11 protein-coding genes are annotated in these 19,269 nt (G+C 62.8%); 2 read left to right on the forward strand and 9 right to left on the reverse strand.

Annotation, left to right across the window (positions count from 1 at the left end):
* Window positions 1-7: 7 nt before the first annotated feature.
* Together argA and DBV10_RS04885 are read right to left on the reverse strand one after the other, a co-directional pair.
* Complete coding sequence (gene argA, locus DBV10_RS04880; protein WP_124511194.1) at window positions 8-1,354, reverse strand: amino-acid N-acetyltransferase; 1,347 nt, start codon at window positions 1,352-1,354, stop codon at window positions 8-10.
* Between the two features lie 167 nt (window positions 1,355-1,521).
* On the reverse strand, window positions 1,522-3,417 hold the full coding sequence (locus DBV10_RS04885) for a serine hydrolase (protein WP_124511196.1): 1,896 nt from the start codon (window positions 3,415-3,417) through the stop codon (window positions 1,522-1,524).
* Between the two features lie 105 nt (window positions 3,418-3,522).
* On the opposite strand from DBV10_RS04885, the gene hrpA reads away from it, so the two are divergent.
* Entirely contained in the window at window positions 3,523-7,611 is a 4,089-nt protein-coding gene (hrpA, locus tag DBV10_RS04890) for an ATP-dependent RNA helicase HrpA (protein WP_124511198.1), read from the forward strand.
* A gap of 184 nt (window positions 7,612-7,795) precedes the next feature.
* On the opposite strand, the gene DBV10_RS04895 is transcribed toward hrpA, so the two are convergent.
* The 7 genes from DBV10_RS04895 to DBV10_RS04925 all read right to left on the reverse strand — a co-directional run bounded on the left by DBV10_RS04895 (window position 7,796) and on the right by DBV10_RS04925 (window position 17,299).
* On the reverse strand, window positions 7,796-9,313 hold the full coding sequence (locus DBV10_RS04895; RefSeq protein ID WP_124511200.1) for a class I SAM-dependent DNA methyltransferase: 1,518 nt from the start codon (window positions 9,311-9,313) through the stop codon (window positions 7,796-7,798).
* The gene (locus tag DBV10_RS04900) at window positions 9,310-9,738 is read right to left on the reverse strand and encodes a hypothetical protein (RefSeq protein WP_124511202.1); all 429 of its coding nucleotides are present in this window, start codon (window positions 9,736-9,738) and stop codon (window positions 9,310-9,312) included. The genes DBV10_RS04895 and DBV10_RS04900 overlap by 4 nt, the downstream gene beginning before the upstream one ends.
* Window positions 9,722-10,345 (reverse strand): transcriptional regulator, encoded by a 624-nt coding sequence (locus DBV10_RS04905; protein WP_124511204.1) that lies wholly within the window; start codon window positions 10,343-10,345, stop codon window positions 9,722-9,724. Before DBV10_RS04905 ends, DBV10_RS04900 begins: the two co-directional genes overlap by 17 nt.
* A 147-nt stretch (window positions 10,346-10,492) precedes the next feature.
* Window positions 10,493-11,362, reverse strand: a complete 870-nt coding sequence (locus DBV10_RS04910; RefSeq protein ID WP_124511206.1) for a GIY-YIG nuclease family protein — start codon at window positions 11,360-11,362, stop codon at window positions 10,493-10,495.
* A gap of 12 nt (window positions 11,363-11,374) precedes the next feature.
* Window positions 11,375-13,009, reverse strand: coding sequence for a P-loop ATPase, Sll1717 family (locus DBV10_RS04915; RefSeq protein WP_199740039.1), 1,635 nt, complete (start codon window positions 13,007-13,009; stop codon window positions 11,375-11,377).
* 16 nt (window positions 13,010-13,025) lie between these two features.
* A complete protein-coding gene (locus DBV10_RS04920; protein ID WP_158616801.1) occupies window positions 13,026-14,450 on the reverse strand; it encodes a restriction endonuclease subunit S in 1,425 nt (474 codons plus the stop codon).
* The gene (locus tag DBV10_RS04925; RefSeq protein ID WP_124511210.1) at window positions 14,447-17,299 is read right to left on the reverse strand and encodes a type I restriction-modification enzyme R subunit C-terminal domain-containing protein; all 2,853 of its coding nucleotides are present in this window, start codon (window positions 17,297-17,299) and stop codon (window positions 14,447-14,449) included. The genes DBV10_RS04920 and DBV10_RS04925 overlap by 4 nt, the downstream gene beginning before the upstream one ends.
* A 230-nt stretch (window positions 17,300-17,529) precedes the next feature.
* On the opposite strand from DBV10_RS04925, the gene DBV10_RS04930 reads away from it, so the two are divergent.
* On the forward strand, window positions 17,530-19,218 hold the full coding sequence (locus DBV10_RS04930) for a long-chain fatty acid--CoA ligase (protein WP_124511212.1): 1,689 nt from the start codon (window positions 17,530-17,532) through the stop codon (window positions 19,216-19,218).
* Window positions 19,219-19,269 lie beyond the last annotated feature (51 nt).

Consider the following 19,269-nt stretch of genomic DNA (forward strand, 5'->3'; position numbering starts at 1 on the left):
CGGTTCTTCAGAGCTTCTTGACCAGCACCTGGCTCTTGCGGTCCCAGTTGTACTTGCGCTTGCGGGCGTCGGGCAGCCAGTCCGGATCCACGGGGGAGAAGCCGCGCTTGATGAACCAGTGCATGGTGCGGGTGGTCAGCACAAAGATGCTGTCCAGCCCCAGCAGGCGCGCGCGCTGCTCGATGCGCTTGAGCAGCTTTTCGCCGTCGCCAGTTCCCTGGCTTTGCGGCGATACCGTCACGGCGGCCATCTCGGCGGTCTTGGCTTCGGGGTAGGGGTAGAGCGCCGCGCAGCCAAAAATCACGCCGTCGTGTTCGATGATGGTGTAGGTGGCGATGTCGCGCTCGATCTCGGTGCGGTCGCGCTTGACCAGCGTGCCGTCCTTCTCGAAGGGCTCGATCAGCTGCAGGATGCCGCCCACGTCGTCGATGGTGGCCTCGCGCAGCTCCTCGAGCTTTTCGTCGATGACCATGGTGCCGATGCCGTCGTGCACGTACACCTCCAGCAGCAGCGAGCCGTCCACCGCAAACGGCAGGATGTGGCTGCGCTCCACGCCCGCCTTGCAGGCCTTCACGCAGTGCTGCAGGTAAAACCCCGTGTCGGTGGGCTGCTGCGCCGTGGGCAGCGTGGCCAGCAGGGCCTGCGCGGCGGCCAGAGGCAGCTCGGTGTCGATGGGGTTGTCTTCGCTCTCGGGCTCGCCGGGCTGCATGCGGATGCCGGGCACCTCGGTCAAAAAGATCAGTTTGTCGGCCCGCAGCTCGATGGCCACGCTGGTGGCCACTTCTTCCATGCTCAGGTTGAAGGCCTCGCCCGTGGGCGAGAAGCCAAACGGCGACAGCAGCACCAGCGCGTCCATGTCCAGCGTCTGCCGGATGCCCGCCACGTCCACCTTGCGCACCAGGCCCGAGTGCTGGAAGTCCACCCCGTCCACGATGCCCACCGGCCGCGCGGTGAGGAAGTTGCCCGAGATCACCCGCACCGTGGCGCCGGCCATGGGCGTGTTGGGCAGGCCCTGGCTAAAGGCCGCCTCAATTTCGTAGCGCAGCTGGCCGGCGGCTTCCTGCGCACAGTCGAGCGCCACCGAGTCGGTGATGCGGATGCCGTGCGAGTATTTGGCCGCATGCCCCTTGGCCGCCAGCTGCTCGTTCACCTGGGGGCGAAAGCCGTGCACCAGCACGATCTTCACGCCCATGGCCTGGATCAGCGCCAAGTCCTGCGCAATGTTGTGCAGCTTGCCCGCCGCAATCGCCTCGCCCGTGAGCCCGATCACGAAGGTCTGGTTGCGGAACTTGTGGATGTACGGCGCCACCGAGCGGAACCAGGGGACAAAGGTGAAGTTGAAAACGGCGGACATGGCGGTGGAATCGGTGGGGGCGGGCCTTGAGAATACGGAAAAACCGGCGACAACGGGCGACCCATTGGGGCCGCCAAACCGCGCATCATAAGCATGCTGAGCTTTCGGCTGCTACAGGCGCAGCCATTGCGTCCCTGGTCAACGGCACGGATGACTTGAAAATGGAATCAATCCTGGCGGCGGTAGGCCCAGCCCGCAGCGTTGAGCCACTCTTCCTGGTCGTGCGTTTGCACCACCAGCTCCACCAGGTCGCGGCCCGCGTTGTGCGGCACCTGCACCACCATGCCAGCGCGGTCTGCCGACAGTGGCCGCAGGAATTGGCTGTCGTCCCAGAACAGGTAGCCGGGCAGGTCTGGTAGCTCCTGCAGGGTGGCGGCCCCCGCGCCCATGGCCAGCGGGATGGAGTCGGGCCCCTCGTTGGCCAGCAGCCAGGTGCTGCCCAGCCGCGCCGTCCAGGCCGGCGGCAGCGGGCCCGGGGCCCGCGGCATTTGCTGCGCCACGGGCGTGGTGACCCCGTAGTGCCCGGCCATGGCGGGCTCGCGCGCGAGCAGGTAGCGCCGGCCTTCGGCCTGCTCCCAGCGGTACTGTGTGCGGGGCTGGGCGTCTGACCACCACCAGCCATCGCTGCACAGGCGCAGCCCGGTGCACAGCGGCTCCCAGTCTTTGGCCTTTGTGGACCAGATCGACACATCCACCTGCTGGCCGTCGGGCGAGGCGACTTTCATGGGCCTGGAGGCACAGCCGTAGATGCCCAGCAAGGCATCTACGGCGCTGGAAGAGATGGTGGCCAGCGCCGGTGTGGCCACCGACACCTTGGGCGGCAGGGTGCGCAGCTGCCCCGTTTCCTGCAGCGCGCGCAGCAAGATGCCTTCGGCCAGGGGCCCGGGTTTGAAGCCAGGCGCACTGCCCGTGAGCAACAGCGCCAGGCCCGCTTGCGGCAGCACGTAGAAGTCGCTGGCGTGGAACATGGTGCTGCCGCTCTTTTGCCAGGCCACAAAGCCCGCAGCGTCCAGGCCCGGCTGCAGGGTGTTGTCCCAGCCCAGGCCCCCGTGCCAGTCGGGGGTGAGGTGGTTCAGGCGCATGCCCTGGGTCTGGGCGCTGCCCATCTCGGCCACGGCGGCCTTCGAAACGATGCGCTGGCCATCCAGCTCACCGCCCCGCATCAGCAGGGCGGCCAGCTTCATCATGTCGCCCGGGGTGGTGCACAGCCCGCCGGTGGCGTAGCCCATCACAAATTCCTGGCCCTGGCGCAGGTTGCCGATGTACCCGTGGGCAAAGCTGCCGGCCGGCAGGGGCTGCAGCGTGTAGCCCGAGCGGGCCATGCCCAGCGGGTTGAGGAGGGCTGACTGTACAAACGCCGGGTAGGTTTGGCCTGTGACCGCGAGCACGATGCGCTCGACCAGCGTGAAGCCGTCGTTGCAGTACACCGCCATGGCGCCGGGCGCGTGCTTCAGGTGCATGTCGGCCAGCGCGGCCTCCAGCCCGGCCGCATAGCCCGGCTGCGGGGCAAAGGCAAACAGGTGGTGGGGGTAGGTGCCGGGCAGCCCCGAGGCGTGGTTCAGCAGGTGCCGCACCGTGATGTCGCGGTAGCCCGGCGACAGCATGGTGAACTGCGGCAGGTAGCGCACCACGGGGGCGTCCAACTCCAGCAGTTGGCGGTCCATCAAAACCACCACGGCCAGCGCCGCCAGCACCTTGCTCACCGAGCCCACGTTGAAGCGCGTGTCGGGCGTGGCCGGCGCGCGGGAGGTGTCGTCCAGCACCCCAAAGGCCTCCTGCCAGACCAGGCGCTCGCCCTGCAGCAGTGCAACGGAGGCGGCCCGCGCCTGGCTGGCCTGCATGGCCTGCCGGATGGCTTGGCGGCCCCAGGCCATGGTGGCCGCCAGCTGGGGCCCCGGGTTGTTGCTGCCCCCGCAGCCCGCAAGCAAGGGGGCAAGCACGGGTGAAAGGGGCGCCAGGGCGGAGGTGCCCGCCCACGCCAGCCAGTCGCGCCGCGACGGGGGCGGGCGCGGGGTGCGGTCGTCGTCGGCAACGGGCGTTTGGGCAGATGTCTGCAGGGGCATTCGGGCATTCCAGGGGGGCACCGGCCACGGAGACATCGCCGTGCGGTGAAGACGGTGTGCGCATTACATACCGAAAACCCAGGCTCTCGGATAATGCGTGCCTTCATGACCGAATCCGCGCCTCTCTCCCCCACGCCCACCGCCCCGCGCGCCGCCGCCCCCGCCACGCCGCTGCGCATCACGTTTCCTGATTCCCTGCCCGTTTCGGGCAAGCGCGAAGAGATCATGGCGGCCATCAGCAAGCACCAGGTCATCATCGTGTGTGGCGAGACGGGCTCGGGCAAGACCACGCAGCTGCCCAAGATTGCGCTGGCGCTGGGCCGGGGCAAGTGCAATGCCAAGCCGGGGCCCGATGGAAAGGTCCGGGGCCAGCTCATCGGCCACACCCAGCCGCGCCGCATTGCCGCCAGCAGCGTGGCCAAGCGCATTGCCGAAGAGCTGAACACGCCTTTGGGCGACGTGGTGGGCTTCAAGGTGCGGTTCCAGGATCGCCTCTCGCGCGACGCCTCGGTCAAGCTGATGACCGACGGCATCTTGCTGGCCGAAACGCAGACCGACCCGCTGCTCAAGGCCTACGACACCATCATCATCGACGAGGCGCATGAACGCAGCCTCAACATCGACTTCCTGCTGGGCTACATCCGCCAGATCCTGCCGCGCCGGCCCGACCTCAAGGTCATCGTCACCTCGGCCACCATCGATGCCGACCGGTTTGCCAAACACTTTGAGAGTGCCAAGGGCCCAGCCCCGGTCATCATGGTGTCCGGCCGCACCTTCCCGGTGGAGCAGCGCTGGCGGCCTTTTGAAGAGACGCGTGACCACGGCCTGAACGAAGCGATTGCAGACGGAGTGGACGAGCTGTGGGCGGGCAATGCGGGTGGCGACATCCTGATTTTCCTGCCCGGCGAGCGCGAAATCCGCGAGGCGGCGGACCACCTGCGCAAGCACCTGTCACATCAGCCGGTGATGCGCAATGCCGAGGTGCTGCCCCTGTTCGCCCGGCTGTCGCAGGCCGAGCAGGACCGCATCTTTGATGGCCACACGGGCCGGCGCATTGTTTTGGCCACCAATGTGGCCGAGACCTCGCTCACCGTGCCGGGCATCCGGTATGTGATTGACGCAGGTACGGCGCGCGTCAAGCGCTATTCCTTCCGCAGCAAGGTGGAGCAGCTGCTGGTGGAACCCATCAGCCAGGCCGCTGCCAACCAGCGCGCGGGCCGCTGTGGCCGCGTGGCCAACGGCATCTGCATCCGCCTGTACGACGAGGCGGACTTCAACAGCCGCCCGCGCTTCACCGACCCCGAAATCCTGCGCAGCTCGCTGGCGGGCGTCATCTTGCGCATGAAGTCGCTGCACCTGGGCGACGTGGGGCAGTTTCCGTTCATCGAGGCCCCCTCGGGCCGTGCGATTGCCGACGGCTACCAGCTGCTGTCCGAGCTGGGCGCGGTGGACGATGCCAACGAACTCACCCCCATGGGCGTGGAGCTGTCGCGACTGCCGCTGGACCCGCGCGTGGGCCGCATGATTCTGGAGGCGCGTGAGCGCCGTGCACTCGACGAAGTGCTGGTCATCGCCAGCGCCCTGAGCGTGCAGGACGTGCGCGACCGTCCGCTTGAAGCCCAGCAGCAGGCCGACCAGGCGCACGCCAAGTTCGACGACGAAAAAAGCGAATTCAGCGGCTACCTCAAGCTCTGGAAATGGATCAACGAAGCGCGCGGCGGTGCACCGAGCCTGCCGTCGGCGCGCGCTCAGAAAGCCATGGCGCAGCAGAAGGCGCCCTCGCAAGCGCACCTGCCCGTGGCGCAGCGTGCCGTGGCTGCGGCGTCTGCCGCAGCGCCTGCAGCGGCCAGCGCGGCTGCGTTGCCAGCGCCTACCCACAAGCTCAGCAACCGCCAGTATGAGCAGCTGTTGCGCCAGAACTTCATCAGCATCCGGCGCCTGCGCGAGTGGCGCGACATCCACACCCAGTTGCTTACGGTGGTGACCGAGCACAAGTGGCAGATCAACACGCAGCCCGCGAGCTATGAGCAGATCCACCTGTCCATGCTCTCGGGCCTGCTGGGCAACATCGGCGTCAAGAGCGACGAGGAGGACTGGTACCTGGGCGCACGTGGCATCAAGTTCTACAAGCACCCTGGCGCGCATCTGAACAAAAAGCCTGGCCGCTGGATTGTTGCTGCCGAGCTGGTCGAGACCACGCGCCTCTTCGGCCGGGGCATTGCCGCCATCGAGCCGCAGTGGCTGGAGCAGGTGGGCGGCCACCTGCTCAAGAAGCAGATGCTGGACCCGCACTGGGAGAAGAAGGCCGCGCAGGTCACCGCGCTCGAGCGTGCCACGCTCTACGGCATCGTGGTCTACAACAACCGGCGCGTGGACTTCGGCAAGGTGGACCCGCAGGGCGCGCGCGAAGTCTTCCTGCGCGAGGCGCTGGTGGGCGGCGAGTGGGAAACCCGCCTGCCGTTCCTGGCCGCCAACCAGAAGCTCATCGCCAAGGTCGAGGAGCTGGAGCACAAGTCGCGCCGCCAGGACGTGCTGGTGGACGACGAACTCATCTACGCCTTCTACGACCAGCAGGTGCCGCAGGACGTGTGCAGCGGCACCACGTTTGAGCGCTGGTACAAGGACGCGAGCCGCGCCAATCCCGAGTTACTCAAACTCACGCGCGACGAACTCATGCGCCACGAGGCGGCGGGCATCACCACCAGCGCCTTCCCCAAGACTGTGCGCCTGGGCGGCGTGGACTGCGCCGCCACCTACCTGCACGAGCCCGGCGACGCGCGCGACGGCATCACCGTGACCATCCCGCTGTTCGTGCTCAACCAGGTGAGCGACGAGCGTTGCGAATGGCTGGTGCCCGGCATGCTCAAGGACAAGATCCAGGCGCTGCTCAAAAGCCTGCACCAGCGCCCGCGCAGCCGCTTCGTGCCGCTGCCCGAGTCGGCCGCGCGGCTGGCCGAGCTGTTCAACGCGCCCGAGCGTTTTGGCACCGGCGGCCTCACCGACGCCCTGCTCAAGCAGGTGCGCGACGAGACCTCGCTGGATGTCAAGCGCGCCGACTTCAAGCTCGACATGCTCAGCCCCCACCTGTTCATGAACTTCCGCGTGGTGGACGAACATGGCCGCCAGCTGGGCTACGGCCGCAACCTGGGCGCCCTCAAGGCCGAGTGGGGCGCCAAGGCGCGCGGTGCCTTCCAGGCGCTGGCGGGGCTCAAGCTGGGCGGCCAGGCGGGTGCGTCAGAAGCATCGGATAAAAAAACGGCTCCAGCGCCCGCTGGAAAAGCCATAGAAGCTACTAAAAATGTAGCAAAAGCAGCGCCGACCCCGGCGCCCGCAGCGGCCCCTGCAGGCCAGCGCTACACCACCTGGACGTTTGGCGAGCTGCCCGAACTCATGGAGATCAAAAAGGCCGGCCAGACGCTGATCGGCTTCCCGGCGCTCATCGACGGCGGCGACGCCGTGAGCATCGAGGTGTTTGACGAGCCCGAGGTCGCCGCCGCCAAGCACCGCGCAGGCCTGCGCCGCCTGTTTGCGCTGCAGATCAAGGACGCGCTCAAGTACCTCGAAAAGAACATCCCCGACCTGCAGAAAATGGCCGTGGCCTTCATGCCGCTGGGCACACAAGAAGAGCTGCGCACCCAGATCATCGACGTGGCGCTGGACCGGGCCTTTTTGCTCGACCCGCTGCCCACCGACGAGTACGCCTTCAAGCGCCGCGTGGAAGAGGGCAGGGGCCGCCTCACGCTGATCGCCAACGAGGTCGCGCGCCTGGCGGGCACCATCCTCATCGAATACGCGGCGGCCGCCCGCAAGATCAAGGACACCAAGAGCGCGCCCGATGCGACAGCGGACGCCCTGCAGCAGCTGCAGCGCCTGGTACCCAAGAACTTCATCGCCGTGGCGCCGTGGGCGCAGCTGGCCCACTACGCCCGCTACCTCAAGGCCATCACCCTGCGCCTGGACAAGGTCCGCACCGACCCCGCCCGCGACGCTGCCAAGCTGGCCGAACTGCGCCCGCAAGAGCAACGCTATTGGCGCCTGGTGGCCGAGCGCAAGGGCGTGGTGGATGCGCGCATGCAGGAGCTGCGCTGGCTGCTGGAAGAGCTGCGCGTGAGCTTCTTCGCGCAGGAGCTGCGCACGCCGCAGCCGGTGAGCGTGAAGCGGCTGGACAAGCTGTGGGGGCAGATACAGAGCTAGTCAATCCAGCGCGATGGATCGGGAGTCTGAACTTGAGGCAACCGTTCGGGCTGAGCCTGTCGAAGCCTCGCGCTGCGCTTCGACAAACTCAGCGTGAACGGCTTCAAGTGGTGCGGTGCAGACGCAAATAGGGGCCGTACATCCAGAGCGGGGGGAGGGGCGTATGCCTGCCACTCTGCCACCCTTACTCCTCCACCACTTCCCCCAGGTCACCCGCAATCAGCCTGAACTGCGCCAGCGCCGCTTGCAGGTCTTCCACAATGTCCCGCGCAATCACGCCCGGTGCGGGCAGGTTGTCGCTGTCGGCCAGTGATTCGTCTTTGAGCCAGAAGATATCGAGGCTCGTCTTGTCCCGCGCCACCAGCTCGTCGTAGCTGTACGCGCGCCAACGGCCGTCGGGGCTGGAGCCTTTGATGGCATCCACTTCGGGCGACCAAGTGGCTTGCCGCTGCTGGCGGTTGTCTGCCTGGTACAGCGTCACAAACTCGTCCAGGTCCGCGCGGGTGAGCGGGTTGGTCTTGAGCGTGAAGTGCTTGTTGGTGCGCAGGTCGTAAATCCACAGCTGCTGGGTCCACGGCGTTTCGCTGGCGGGTTTCTTTTCAAAGAACAGCACATTGGCCTTGACGCCCTGGGCGTAAAACAGGCCGGTGGGCAGGCGCAGCAGTGTGTGCACATTGCACTCGTGCAGCAGTTTTTTGCGGATGGTTTCGCCCGCGCCGCCTTCAAACAGCACGTTGTCGGGCAGCACCACCGCCGCGCGGCCGTGGGTGGTGAGCAGCGTCTTGATGTGCTGCACAAAGTTGAGCTGTTTGTTGCTGGTGGTGGCCCAGAAATCGTCGCGCTCGATGGTGTCCTTTTCGGTGCTGGTGCGGCCGTCTTCACCCACGATGACGGTGCTGCTCTTCTTGCCAAACGGCGGGTTGGCCAGCACCACCTCAAAGCGCTCGCCGGGGTCTACAGCCAGCGCATCACCCACCACCACGGGCACGGATTTTTCAGAGCCAATGCCGTGCAGCATCATGTTCATCGCGCACACGCGGGCCGTGGCCTGCACCAGTTCGTAGCCGGTAAAGGCCTTCTCCTTCAGGTGCTTGAGCTGTTCGCGCGTCAGGCTTTTGTTGTGCGCCGTGATGTAGTTGTGCGCGGTAAATAAGAAGCCACCCGTGCCACATGCCGGGTCGCAAATGCGCTCCGCCGGTTTGGGCGCAATGCACTCCACCATGGCCTGGATCAGCGCCCGGGGCGTGAAGTACTGGCCCGCACCGCTCTTGGTGTCTTGGGCGTTTTTCTCCAGCAGGCCTTCGTAGGCATCGCCTTTTACATCTGCGCCCAGCACCGTCCAGGTTTCAGCGCCGATCAAATCCACAATCACCCGGCGCAACTTGGCCGGGTCTTGAAACTTGTTTTGCGCCTTGCCGAAGATCAGGCCCAGCGTGCCTTTCTCGTGCCCCAGCTTTTCGAGAACGTGGCGGTAGTGCTCAAAAAGATCGTCACCATCCTTGGCCAGTAGCGACGCCCAGGCGTATTCGGCTGGCACGATGCTGGGCTGGTTGTAGGGCGGCTGCGAGCGCTCATCGGCCATCTTCAGGAACAGCAGGTACGTCAGCTGCTCCACATAGTCGCCATAGCTCATGCCGTCGTCGCGCAGCACGTTGCAGTAGTTCCAGAGCTTCTGGACGAGAGAGTGGGTGGTGGTGTTCATGCGGATGTGATGGGTGGCAAGGCACCAAGTTTGTCTGCCACCTGTTTGCAGGCCGTGATCAGGTCTGTGACGAGCCGCGTATCGACTTCGAGCATGCCTTCGTATTCGCCGAGGTTGCGCGCGTCATGGCATTTGGACAGTACGCGCCACACCTCGGGGCCCAGGCCCAGCGTGTGGGGCAGCAGTTGAAAAACAAGGAATCGATTGCCCGAGCGATAGCCATGCCAGCGCAAGGCTGCAAGGCACAGCGCGTGTGCGGCGTTGTAGGCCAGGTCAAACTGGCTTTCAACGGCCAGGTCTGGCTTTTGGGCGTCTTGCAGGCGGGCCAGCCCCATGCGCTGCAGGCCCGCAAATTCATTCGCATCGGGAGGCTCTGCACGCAGAGCCTTGCCCGGCCCGGCCAGGTTTTCAAAGGGCGAGGTCATCAGGTCCTCCTATCAGCCAGACCTTGGGTTGCGCCATGACGCGCGACACGAAAGAGCCGCCTTCCTTTAGCCGTTTGGCAAAGTCTTGCGGCGTAAAGATATTGGGGTTGACCTCGCGCCCCAGCTGCGCGCTTACGTTTTGCAGCGCCAGAATGGTGTCACCATAGGTCAGGGTATCGCTCACCAGCAGCAGGTCAATATCGCTGCGGGCCGTGTCTTGCTGCTTGGCGACGGAGCCATACACAAACGCCACTTTGATCTGCGCTGCCAGCGGTGCCAGTGCCGCACGCAACGGCTCGGCCATGCCCACGGTCTTGCGCACCATGCTGCACAGCTCTTCGTAGATGGGCGAAACCGGGTTGGCCTGGTAGTGCTTCTGGTTGCCCACGGGTTTGACAGTGACCAAGCCACTTTGAGCCAGGCGCGCCAACTCCCGCTGCACCGCCCCCGAGCCCACGCCCGCCAGGTTGATCAACTCGGTGGCGTAAAAGCTGCGGTCCGGCTGCCCAAACAGCAGGCCCAGCACGCGCTGCTGCGTGCCAGAAAACAGGGCACCCGCCAGGCTGGTGCGGTGTGTTGCGGCGGTGTGTATTGGCTGTATACCCATTTTGGGCATTTTAATACCCAAAATGGGTTTTTAAATCGAGTGAGTGAAGCGCCGCGGATAGCGCTGCAAGGGTAGGCGTTTGGGTAAAAATGGCACCTACCGCCCGTCTATCAAGCGCAAGCAGCTATCAAAATTGTAGTGAATTGATTACTGCGCCGCCTCGGCCTCTTGCAGCTCTTTCAGCGTGCGGCCTTCCGCCGTCTTCCACTCAATGCGCCCATTCGCAATTCGACCCAGAACAACCCCTGCCGCCGTACTTGGTGCACTGAATGGGTAATCCTGGGTGAAAACATAAAAAGCGCCCGCGAGAGTTAGCACGCCGTTGCCAATGAGTTCTTGGCGCAGTTCCCACATTCCGCGAACGTGGTGCTCCATGCTGGGAGAGGTGTCTGCAACAGCCTGCGATCCAGTACGCACCACAAAGCCCTGGCTGGCCTCGTAGCCCGTGGCCTGCACGCCCTTGCCCTTGCAGGTGAGCACCGGGCCGGCCTTGGCCGCGGGGGCTTTGGGCGCTTGCTCAAACGCATGCACCCCCAGCACCGGCAGCATGCCCAGCATGTGGCCCAAAAAGACTTCCATGTCGGCCCGGTCGGCCTCGCTCAGCGATGGCTCGGCGGGCTGGTTGGCGTTGTCCAGTGGCATGCGCTTGGCGGCGCGGGCCAGGGCGATCAGGCGCGACTCCAGAAACTGCACATGCGCCTTGTTGAGCTGCCCGGCCGTGGTGGTGGTGAAGCCAATGGCGCGGGTCCAGAAGTCTTTCTTGGCCTGGTGATCCTGCAAACGCGGAAGGATGGGGTCGCCCTCGCCCACGTAGAGCATGTCGCCCTCACCATCCGGGCGCGGCCCCAGCAGCAGGTACACGCCGGTCTGCGCCAACTCTGGCCGGGCCTTGATCTGCGGCAGCAGCGCACGCGGGAACACCAGCGCCTTGCCGATCCAGTTGGACTTGTCGACGATGCGCAGGCCGTCGGGGTCGCCGTCGGCGACGAAGATGCGGAGGGAGAAAGGGGTTTGCATGTCCTGCGCCTTTCAACCTTTGCGCTGACTACCCAATCTAGGTGGCAGGAACGTATCGAGCGCCCGCCACAGCATTTTGTGAACCTGAATTGACGAGCTTGATTTGTACTGGCCGTCAGGCACACCTCTATCTTCGAGGAACGACCAACTTGTTTTATCGGTTGCTTGTGGTTTGATGCCAACAACCGATGCTGTGTACAAGATTTTCAATATTTGCTGGAGGCAATAGTTCATCGAACGTTTGCTTTCCAAATACTCAGAAACCAGTTGCTTAAAAGGATCTTCATCAGGAAGAGCCTCGAAAGCATCCGACATAAAGCTTTGAAACTGTTCTTCGGTGATATCGGTAAACTTGAAAGATGCCGGACGCCCTCGCACTAATTCGGCATAAATAACCAGATCGGGGTAATGATTTCGCCATTCATCAGCGAGTGAGCGTAAACGCCCATCTGAATATTTTTTCTCTGCATCCTGAACTGCTGAGGGCGGGATATACTCCTTGTTCTCACAAAGCTCTATGCAGCAGTTTACGAAGGCAATTACGTCGCGGGGCCTGAATAGTGTTCTACTGGCAACATAATCAAATGCACTCTCCCCTCTGACCTCGCCTCGAAAAACATCATTAAAAGTTACTCTTCTGCTTGTGTACTGCTCTCGCACAAGCATTGCGATGCGTAAATCTAAAAGCTCACGCAGCTGCGCGGGCTTCCATCGCAAGCGCAGGAAAAGTGATTCGTATTTTTCCTCTTGAAAACCTGCGTCACGCGTTTGATCGAAAACGAGTCTGAGTAGGTCCTCTCGAAGCGCGACGACAATTTTGACTGATCTAACACGAACGAATGCTTTAGCAGTCTCTATCAGGGCACGGATTAGCTTGAATCTGATGCGGTCATCAACCCAAGCATCATCTAAACGATCAATGACTATGTAGTAGCGATTTAATGGATCGGAAAAAACATCATCTGCCAGAAAATTAACGATTTCGCCAAGCTCGCGGACCTGATTGGCATTGACGATGCTTTGCGCTTTGTGAACGATCTCTCCACGAATCTCATCAGAAAGGTTTTTGGCCCCTGCAGCGTTTAACGTGAGTGGCCCGTACTTTGTATCGATCGAAGCGGATAACTTCTGTTCGAGTTTGGATGCAAACTCCTTGACTCGCATTTCCGTATCAAGCCAGAACTTATCCCCCCATTGCTCCAAATACTGGATTGCCCGCTGCTTGGCAGGGTCGCGTCTAAAAAGTTCGTGAAAATTCGTTAGAAACCCTTTTGGGTCTCTATCGGTTATGCGATAGCGTCGCTTCAATAATTCAACGACAAAGACATGTTTCCATAGCAACTGGTAAAACAAATCTAACTTGACGCCAGCATTCTCAAAAAACTGAATGATGTCAGAGTTGGATATCCAGTTTAGCGAAAGGTCTTCCGCTTTCACCTCAATGGCATTCGGGAATGTTTCTAACAAGCGCCCAAGCAAAGCACTCTTTCCAGCCCCAACTCGACCAACGACTATCCGTTTCGGCTCACTGCAATCCTGCAATACCTGCAAGTCACCGGTTTCAAAGAAACATTCTTTTAAATACTTGTTGTCTGACTCCGCATCCATTGCCCCGATGTGACTGTTGCGCCGAAATGTGTACTTCAAGCTTGCCTCCTTTTGCTTATAAGAATGCTCTTGCCAACGTCGCTTGCCGTAGAGACTTTGCGCGCTGGAGGTTGGTGTCGACCTCGGCTTCGACTTCGCGGATGATGGATAGATGGCGGTCGACTTCGGCGACGATTCGGGCTTGCTCTGCGAGCGGTGGCAGGGCAATTGGCAGCGCCCGCACTTGCTCAAGGCTCAAACCGGGTTTCCCTGCGCCGTATGCCCACGACTCCAATGTCTTACGGCCATTCGCGGGCGAAATAATCCAATTGAAAACAAACGATGCTGTTTCAGGCATGGACAGCTTCATTAGCGCGACGTGTTGACTCACAAATGCGAGTTCACCCAACGCGGGCACCAATGCGGACTTGGTTACGTTTGCACCAGTGATCGTGACGAGGATGTCTCCTTCCGTAACGCTGCTGCGCGTGCCTTCGGCATCTATAGGCACATTCACTCGCGCGGCGTCAGGAAAATTAAGTGCATCCGTTTTGATGTCTTGGGCACGAATGAACAGAACACCGGTGTCCGAATAGAAATCTCCCCACCCGCGTGAACCGCTCGTGATGAGGTACGTCAGTTGATCCGAAGTTGCCCAAGTCCACCCATCCGGCAATGGGGGCAGTCCATCGTTCAATGGCGAGACTGGTAGCTTGTACTTCCCACGTCCAGCCCACTTCGCCTGCCGCTCCTCAAGAATCCGCTGCAAAAGTTGTTCGCCGGTCTCAAAGGTGCGGCCTTCGCGGCGGGCCAGGGTGGCTTCGGTTTCTACGAGGCGGCCTTCGACGGCGGCTTTGAGGACGGAGGCTTTGTAGCGTTTGAGGTTGGCTTTGACGCGCTGGAGGTTGGCGACGGCTTCGTCGAGGCGGGAGAACTGTTTTTCGAGTTCGGCGACGATTTCACGCTGCTCCGAGAGCGGTGGCACAGCAACTGGTAAACCAAGAAGCTGCTCGGTGTTGATTCCGTCACGGGTTGCCCCGTGATTTACAGCCTTGAGATAGTCGCGGACTTGCTTTGCGCCACGAACGTAGTTGATAAACAACCGCGTGTCGATGCGTGACTCGTCGAGGCGCAATCGCATGATGTGATAGTTGAAGAGTGCGCCTTCCAGCCACTTGGGGACGAGGCCAGCGCGCCCCACAGAGGCCATTCGCGAGAACAGCAAATCGCCCTCTTTGAGGCGATAGCGCGATAGTTCCTTGGCTTTTTCTTCAGAGACAAATAAGGCCTTGTCCAGATTGATACCGCCTTGGGTAAGGCAACCAATCGTCAAAAGAGGAACTCCCGATGCAACGAAATCACCGCGCCCAAGGTTCGTACCAAATGGCCCAGTCAGCACCGGTTGCTCGCCAGTTGCTCCGATCTCACTCACAGCTTGGTAATGCCAGCCGTTTGGGAGCGCAGACAAGTTCAACGCGGCGATGTCCAGTACCTCACTCACGCCGCCAACTCCCGATTCAATTCCTCAATCACCCTGGGCAGTTCTGCGCCAAAGAGCTGGTGCACCTTGCCCAGGCCGCCCTGGGCGTTGAAGGGGGCGTATTCAAAGTCGTCAATTTCAATGCCAAGGTTGGCGGCGATGTGGTCGCGGATCATTTCTAGCCAGTGGATTTGTTCTTGGGTGAAAGGGGCTTCGACAGGCTCAGCCTGAACGGTGGTGGTGGTGCTATGCCCTTCGACTGGCTCAGGGCGAACGGCGGGGTTTGCGGATTGGTGCTGGGCCAGCCAGGCTTTGAAGTTGGCCTGCACGCGCTCGGGGTAGGGCACCAGCTCATTCGTCTGCTGCATGGCAAAGCGCACCAGGCTGACCAAGTCCGTCAGCAGGCGGCGCTGCGTGGCGCCTTTCACTGCGCCTTTGCGCAGGGTGGCGTAGGCCTGCCACAGGGCGCCCTCGTCAATGTTCAGCGGCGGGGCGTGCAGGGCGTCGGCCAAGGCTTTCACGTCGTCAAACTTGAGCGGCGCACGCGTGGGGCGGCTGTACAAGATTTGCAGGGCGGTGATTTCGTCTTTGTGCTGTTGGATGAACTGCTCAAAGCTTTGCACCAATGCGGTGGCGCGGTCGCTGCCTTCGCTAAAACCTGCGTGCAGCAGGGTGTCTTGGGTGACCGTGTCGATCACCAAGTCTGCCTTTTGCTTCATTTTTAATAGCTGCTCGCGCAATGCAGGTGCGCCGAAAGGCCTTGTAGCGTCCCTTAAACGCTGCTCTGCCTCGGCGGGCGGCATGTCTTGGGTGGCGTCGATGTTGAGCGCTTCCACAATGCCGCGCGCCAGGTCGCGCAGGGTTTTGCCGCCACTTAGCTCCAGCACTTTGGCGCGGTCGGCGTCGCCGGCGTCTTTGTCCAGCCGGGCCAGGCGGGCAGCGATGCTGCTGAGCACTTCGTCTTCCACGTTCCCTAAGCTTACGGCTTGCAGCAGTTTGTCCAGGGGCACGCTCTTTTTGGCGTCCATGGGGCGGCTGTCGGTTTTGTCGCGCTCGCACACGCCCACGGCATCGACGATGACGAAGTGGTCTTTCTTGATGTGTTCGCCGGGGTTGACGGCGGCAAGATCCGTGGGGTTGCATACGCGCACGCCACGGCCTTTCATCTGCTCGAAGAAGCTGCGGCTTTTGACCGAGCGCATGAAGACGACGATTTCCACCGGCTTGATGTCGGTGCCGGTGGCGATCATGTCCACGGTGACGGCCACGCGGGGGTAGTAGCTGGAGCGGAAGTCTTTGATGAGCTGCTCGGGGCTGGTGCCGCCGCCCTGGGCGCTGCGGTAGGTGATTTTTTGCGCAAACTCATTGCCCCGGCCAAACTCTTCGCGCAGGGTTTCGACAATTTTTTCGGCGTGGTTGTCGTCCTTGGCAAAGATCAGGGTCTTGGGCAGCTCTTGCCGCTGGGGGAACATGTCGGGCTGCCAGCGGTCACGCAGGGTGCGCACCACGGTGCGGATCTGGTCGGGTGTTTGCACGGCACGGTCCAGCTCTTCGGGCTGGTATTCGAAGTCGTCGTCCAGCTGCCAGGCGGTTTTGCGGCGGGTGGCTTTGTCTTGCGTTTCCAGCCAGAAGCCTTTGTCCACCTTGGCACCGCTTTCGCCCACCTCGGTTTTGATGCGGTACACGTCGTAGTTCACGTTCACGCCATCGGCCACGGCCTGGGCGTGGCCGTATTCCATGACCAGGTTTTGGTTGAAGAAGCCGAAGGTCTGCTTGTTGGGCGTGGCGGTCAGACCGATCAGATACGCGTCAAAGTACTCCAGCACCTGGCGCCACAGGTTGTAGATGCTGCGGTGGGCCTCGTCCGTCACCACAATGTCAAAGCTCTCGATGGGGATGGCCGGGTTGTAGCCAATGGGCTCGGGGTCTTTGAACAGGCCTTCGATACGTTCGGTGCTTTCTTCGTCGGCCTCGTCGGCCAGCTCGCGCCCTTTGAGCATGCTGAACATGCGCTGGATGGTGCAGATGACCACGCGGGCGCTGGTATCGAGCTGGTTGCCTTGCAGGTGCTGGACGATGTATTCCTCGCCAAACTTGTAGTTGTTGTAGGGGCTGGCGTAGGCGTCAAACTCTTTTTTGGTCTGGCGGGCCAGGTTGCCCCGGTCTACCAAGAAGAGCACGCGGCGCGCGCCGCCAAACTTGATGAGGCGGTAGATGAAGCCAATGCTGGTAAAGGTTTTTCCGCTGCCGGTGGCCATCTGGATCAGGGCCTTGGGCTTGTTGGCAGCCAGACTTTTCTCCAGGTTGGTGATGGCGCCGATCTGCGCGGGCCATAGCTGGTAGTGCGCGCCGCCGCTGCCCCATTCAGTGATCAGCTGGGGCATGTTGCGCATGCGGGCCAGGAAGGTGCTGGGGGATTCGCTGACGCCGTTGCCATGGCTGGTTGGCGGCAGCAGCGCCAGCCATTGCACCAGCAGCTCGGGGCGGAAGAAGGCGAACACGCTGCGGGCGCGTGGTTCGGGGTCCAGGCCGTTGGTGAAGTGGGTTTCTACCCCCGTGCTTTCCCACACAAAGGGCAGGGGGCGGCTCCAGGCGGGCAGGGTGGTGGGCAGGCCTTTGGCGTAGCGGCTGCTTTGCAGCTCTACGCCAGTCAGGGTGGCGCCTTCTTTTTTGGCTTCGATCACGCCGCAGGCCTTGCCGTTGACGTAGAGCAGGTAGTCGGCATAGCCAAAACCGGGGTTCAGGGGGAATTCGCGGATCGCCACGCCCATGGCTGCGTGGATGTTGGCGTCCGCAACGCTGCACACGTGCCAGCCCGCCGATATCAGCAGTGCATCGATGGTTACCCTGGCCTTGGCCTCTGGCGTCATGCGTGTTCCTCCCTGCGGGCCATTCTAGGGGGCAGATACATCTGGTTAACTGTGTGTGACCTCAGTCGAGTCACTCGCATCTCTGTCGCAGGGGACGGGTGTGGTGACCAGAAGGACACGTTCAAGGGCTGGTCGATGGGGGTCACTTTGGCGACGCCGAACCGGGCCACCCCCATTGCCCGTCCACCGCACGGCCTCTAGGCTTGAGGGCAAAGGAGACTGTTTGCCCTATGCGTCCGCATTACAAGTTCTGGCCCCGCCGCCTGCCGCATGCCATCACCCTGCCGTCCACCTCGCTGTGGGACAACCTGGCCATCAACGCCCGGCGTTACCCGGACAAGCCGGCGCTGGTCTTCTTTGGCAGCACCGTGACCTACGCGCAGTTGGCCGCCGGGGCCGAGCGGGTGGCGGCGCGGCTGGCGGCGTTGGGGGTGCAGCGGGGCGACCGGGTGGTGCTGTGCATGCAGAACTGTCCGCAACTGGTGATGGCGCACTTTGCCATCCTGCGTGCCAATGCGGTGGTGGTGCCGGTCAACCCCATGAACCGGGCCGAGGAGCTCAAGCACTACATCACCGACCCCGACACCAAGGTGGCCTTCACCACGGGCGACCTGGCCCCGGAGATGGCCAAGGCCAGCAATGCGCTGCACCCGTCCGAACGGCTGGCGCACCTGGTGGTGACGCAGTTCACCGATGCGTTTGATGCAGGCGTGACGGGCGCCGATGCGCCGCCCGAGGCCTGGGCCGAGTGGCTGGGCACGCGGCATCCGCTGCCCGTGCTGGACGGTGGCGAGGCCCATGCCTGGGTGGATGCCGTGGCCTGCGCCGATGCCCCCCCGGCGCTGGCGGTGGGGCCGGAGGACCTGGCGCTGCTGCCCTACACCAGCGGCACCACGGGCTTGCCCAAGGGCTGCATGCATTTGCACAAGAGCATCATGCACAACGCCGTGGCCAGCAGCCTGTGGGGCAACGGATCAGCCGACAACGTGACGCTGGCCGTGGTGCCCATGTTCCACATCACCGGCATGGTGAGCGTGATGCATGCGTCCATCTACAGTGGCGCCACCATCGTGATCATGCCGCGCTGGGACCGCGATCTGGCCGGGCGCCTGATCTCGCGCTGGCAGGTCACGAACTGGACCAACATCCCCACCATGGTCATCGACCTGCTGGGCAGTCCGAACTTTGCAAGCTACGACCTGTCCAGCCTGGTCTACATCGGCGGTGGTGGCGCGGCCATGCCCCAGGCCGTGGCGCAGCGCCTGCTGGAGCAATATGGCCTGCGCTATGCCGAGGGCTATGGCCTGACCGAAACGGCCGCGCCTTCGCACTCCAACCCGCCCGACCACCCCAAGCAGCAGTGCCTGGGCATCCCCTTCATGGGCACCGATGCGCGCGTGATCGACCCCGACACCTTGCAGGAGGTGCCCGTGGGCGAGCAGGGCGAGATCATCATCCACGGCCCCGAGGTGTTCGAGGGCTACTGGAAGCGGCCCGATGCCACGGCGTCGGCGTTCATCGAGTTCGAGGGCAAGCGCTTCTTCAGATCGGGCGACCTGGGGCGCATGGATGAAGAGGGCTACTTCTTCCTCACCGACAGGCTCAAGCGCATGATCAACGCGAGCGGCTTCAAGGTCTGGCCCGCCGAGGTGGAGGCGCTGATGTTCCGCCACCCCGCGATCCAGGAGGCCTGCATCATCGCGGCCAAGGACAGCTACCGGGGCGAGACGGTGAAGGCCGTGGTGGTGGTGCGTGCATCGCACAAGGACAGCACCACCGAGCAGCAGATCATCGACTGGTGCCGCGAGAACATGGCGGTGTACAAGGTGCCGCGCATCGTGCAGTTTGTGAACGCTTTGCCCAAGAGCGGCAGCGGCAAGGTGATGTGGCGCGCGCTGCAGGAGCAGGAGGCGGCGTAGACCAGGACGGAGGGGCACGTTGCCCCGTTCTGACAAGGGACGACAGGGAAA

The organism is Acidovorax sp. FJL06 (assembly GCF_003852545.1).
Classification (GTDB): Bacteria; Pseudomonadota; Gammaproteobacteria; order Burkholderiales; family Burkholderiaceae_C; genus Acidovorax.

Coding starts and splice junctions, on each gene's coding strand:
- argA (WP_124511194.1), bottom strand. CDS start 1,354: ATGTCCGCCGTTTTCAACTTCACCTTTGTCCCCTGGTTCCGCTCGGTG.
- DBV10_RS04885 (WP_124511196.1), bottom strand. CDS start 3,417: ATGCCCCTGCAGACATCTGCCCAAACGCCCGTTGCCGACGACGACCGC.
- hrpA (WP_124511198.1), top strand. CDS start 3,523: ATGACCGAATCCGCGCCTCTCTCCCCCACGCCCACCGCCCCGCGCGCC.
- DBV10_RS04895 (WP_124511200.1), bottom strand. CDS start 9,313: ATGAACACCACCACCCACTCTCTCGTCCAGAAGCTCTGGAACTACTGC.
- DBV10_RS04900 (WP_124511202.1), bottom strand. CDS start 9,738: ATGACCTCGCCCTTTGAAAACCTGGCCGGGCCGGGCAAGGCTCTGCGT.
- DBV10_RS04905 (WP_124511204.1), bottom strand. CDS start 10,345: ATGGGTATACAGCCAATACACACCGCCGCAACACACCGCACCAGCCTG.
- DBV10_RS04910 (WP_124511206.1), bottom strand. CDS start 11,362: ATGCAAACCCCTTTCTCCCTCCGCATCTTCGTCGCCGACGGCGACCCC.
- DBV10_RS04925 (WP_124511210.1), bottom strand. CDS start 17,299: ATGACGCCAGAGGCCAAGGCCAGGGTAACCATCGATGCACTGCTGATA.
- DBV10_RS04930 (WP_124511212.1), top strand. CDS start 17,530: ATGCGTCCGCATTACAAGTTCTGGCCCCGCCGCCTGCCGCATGCCATC.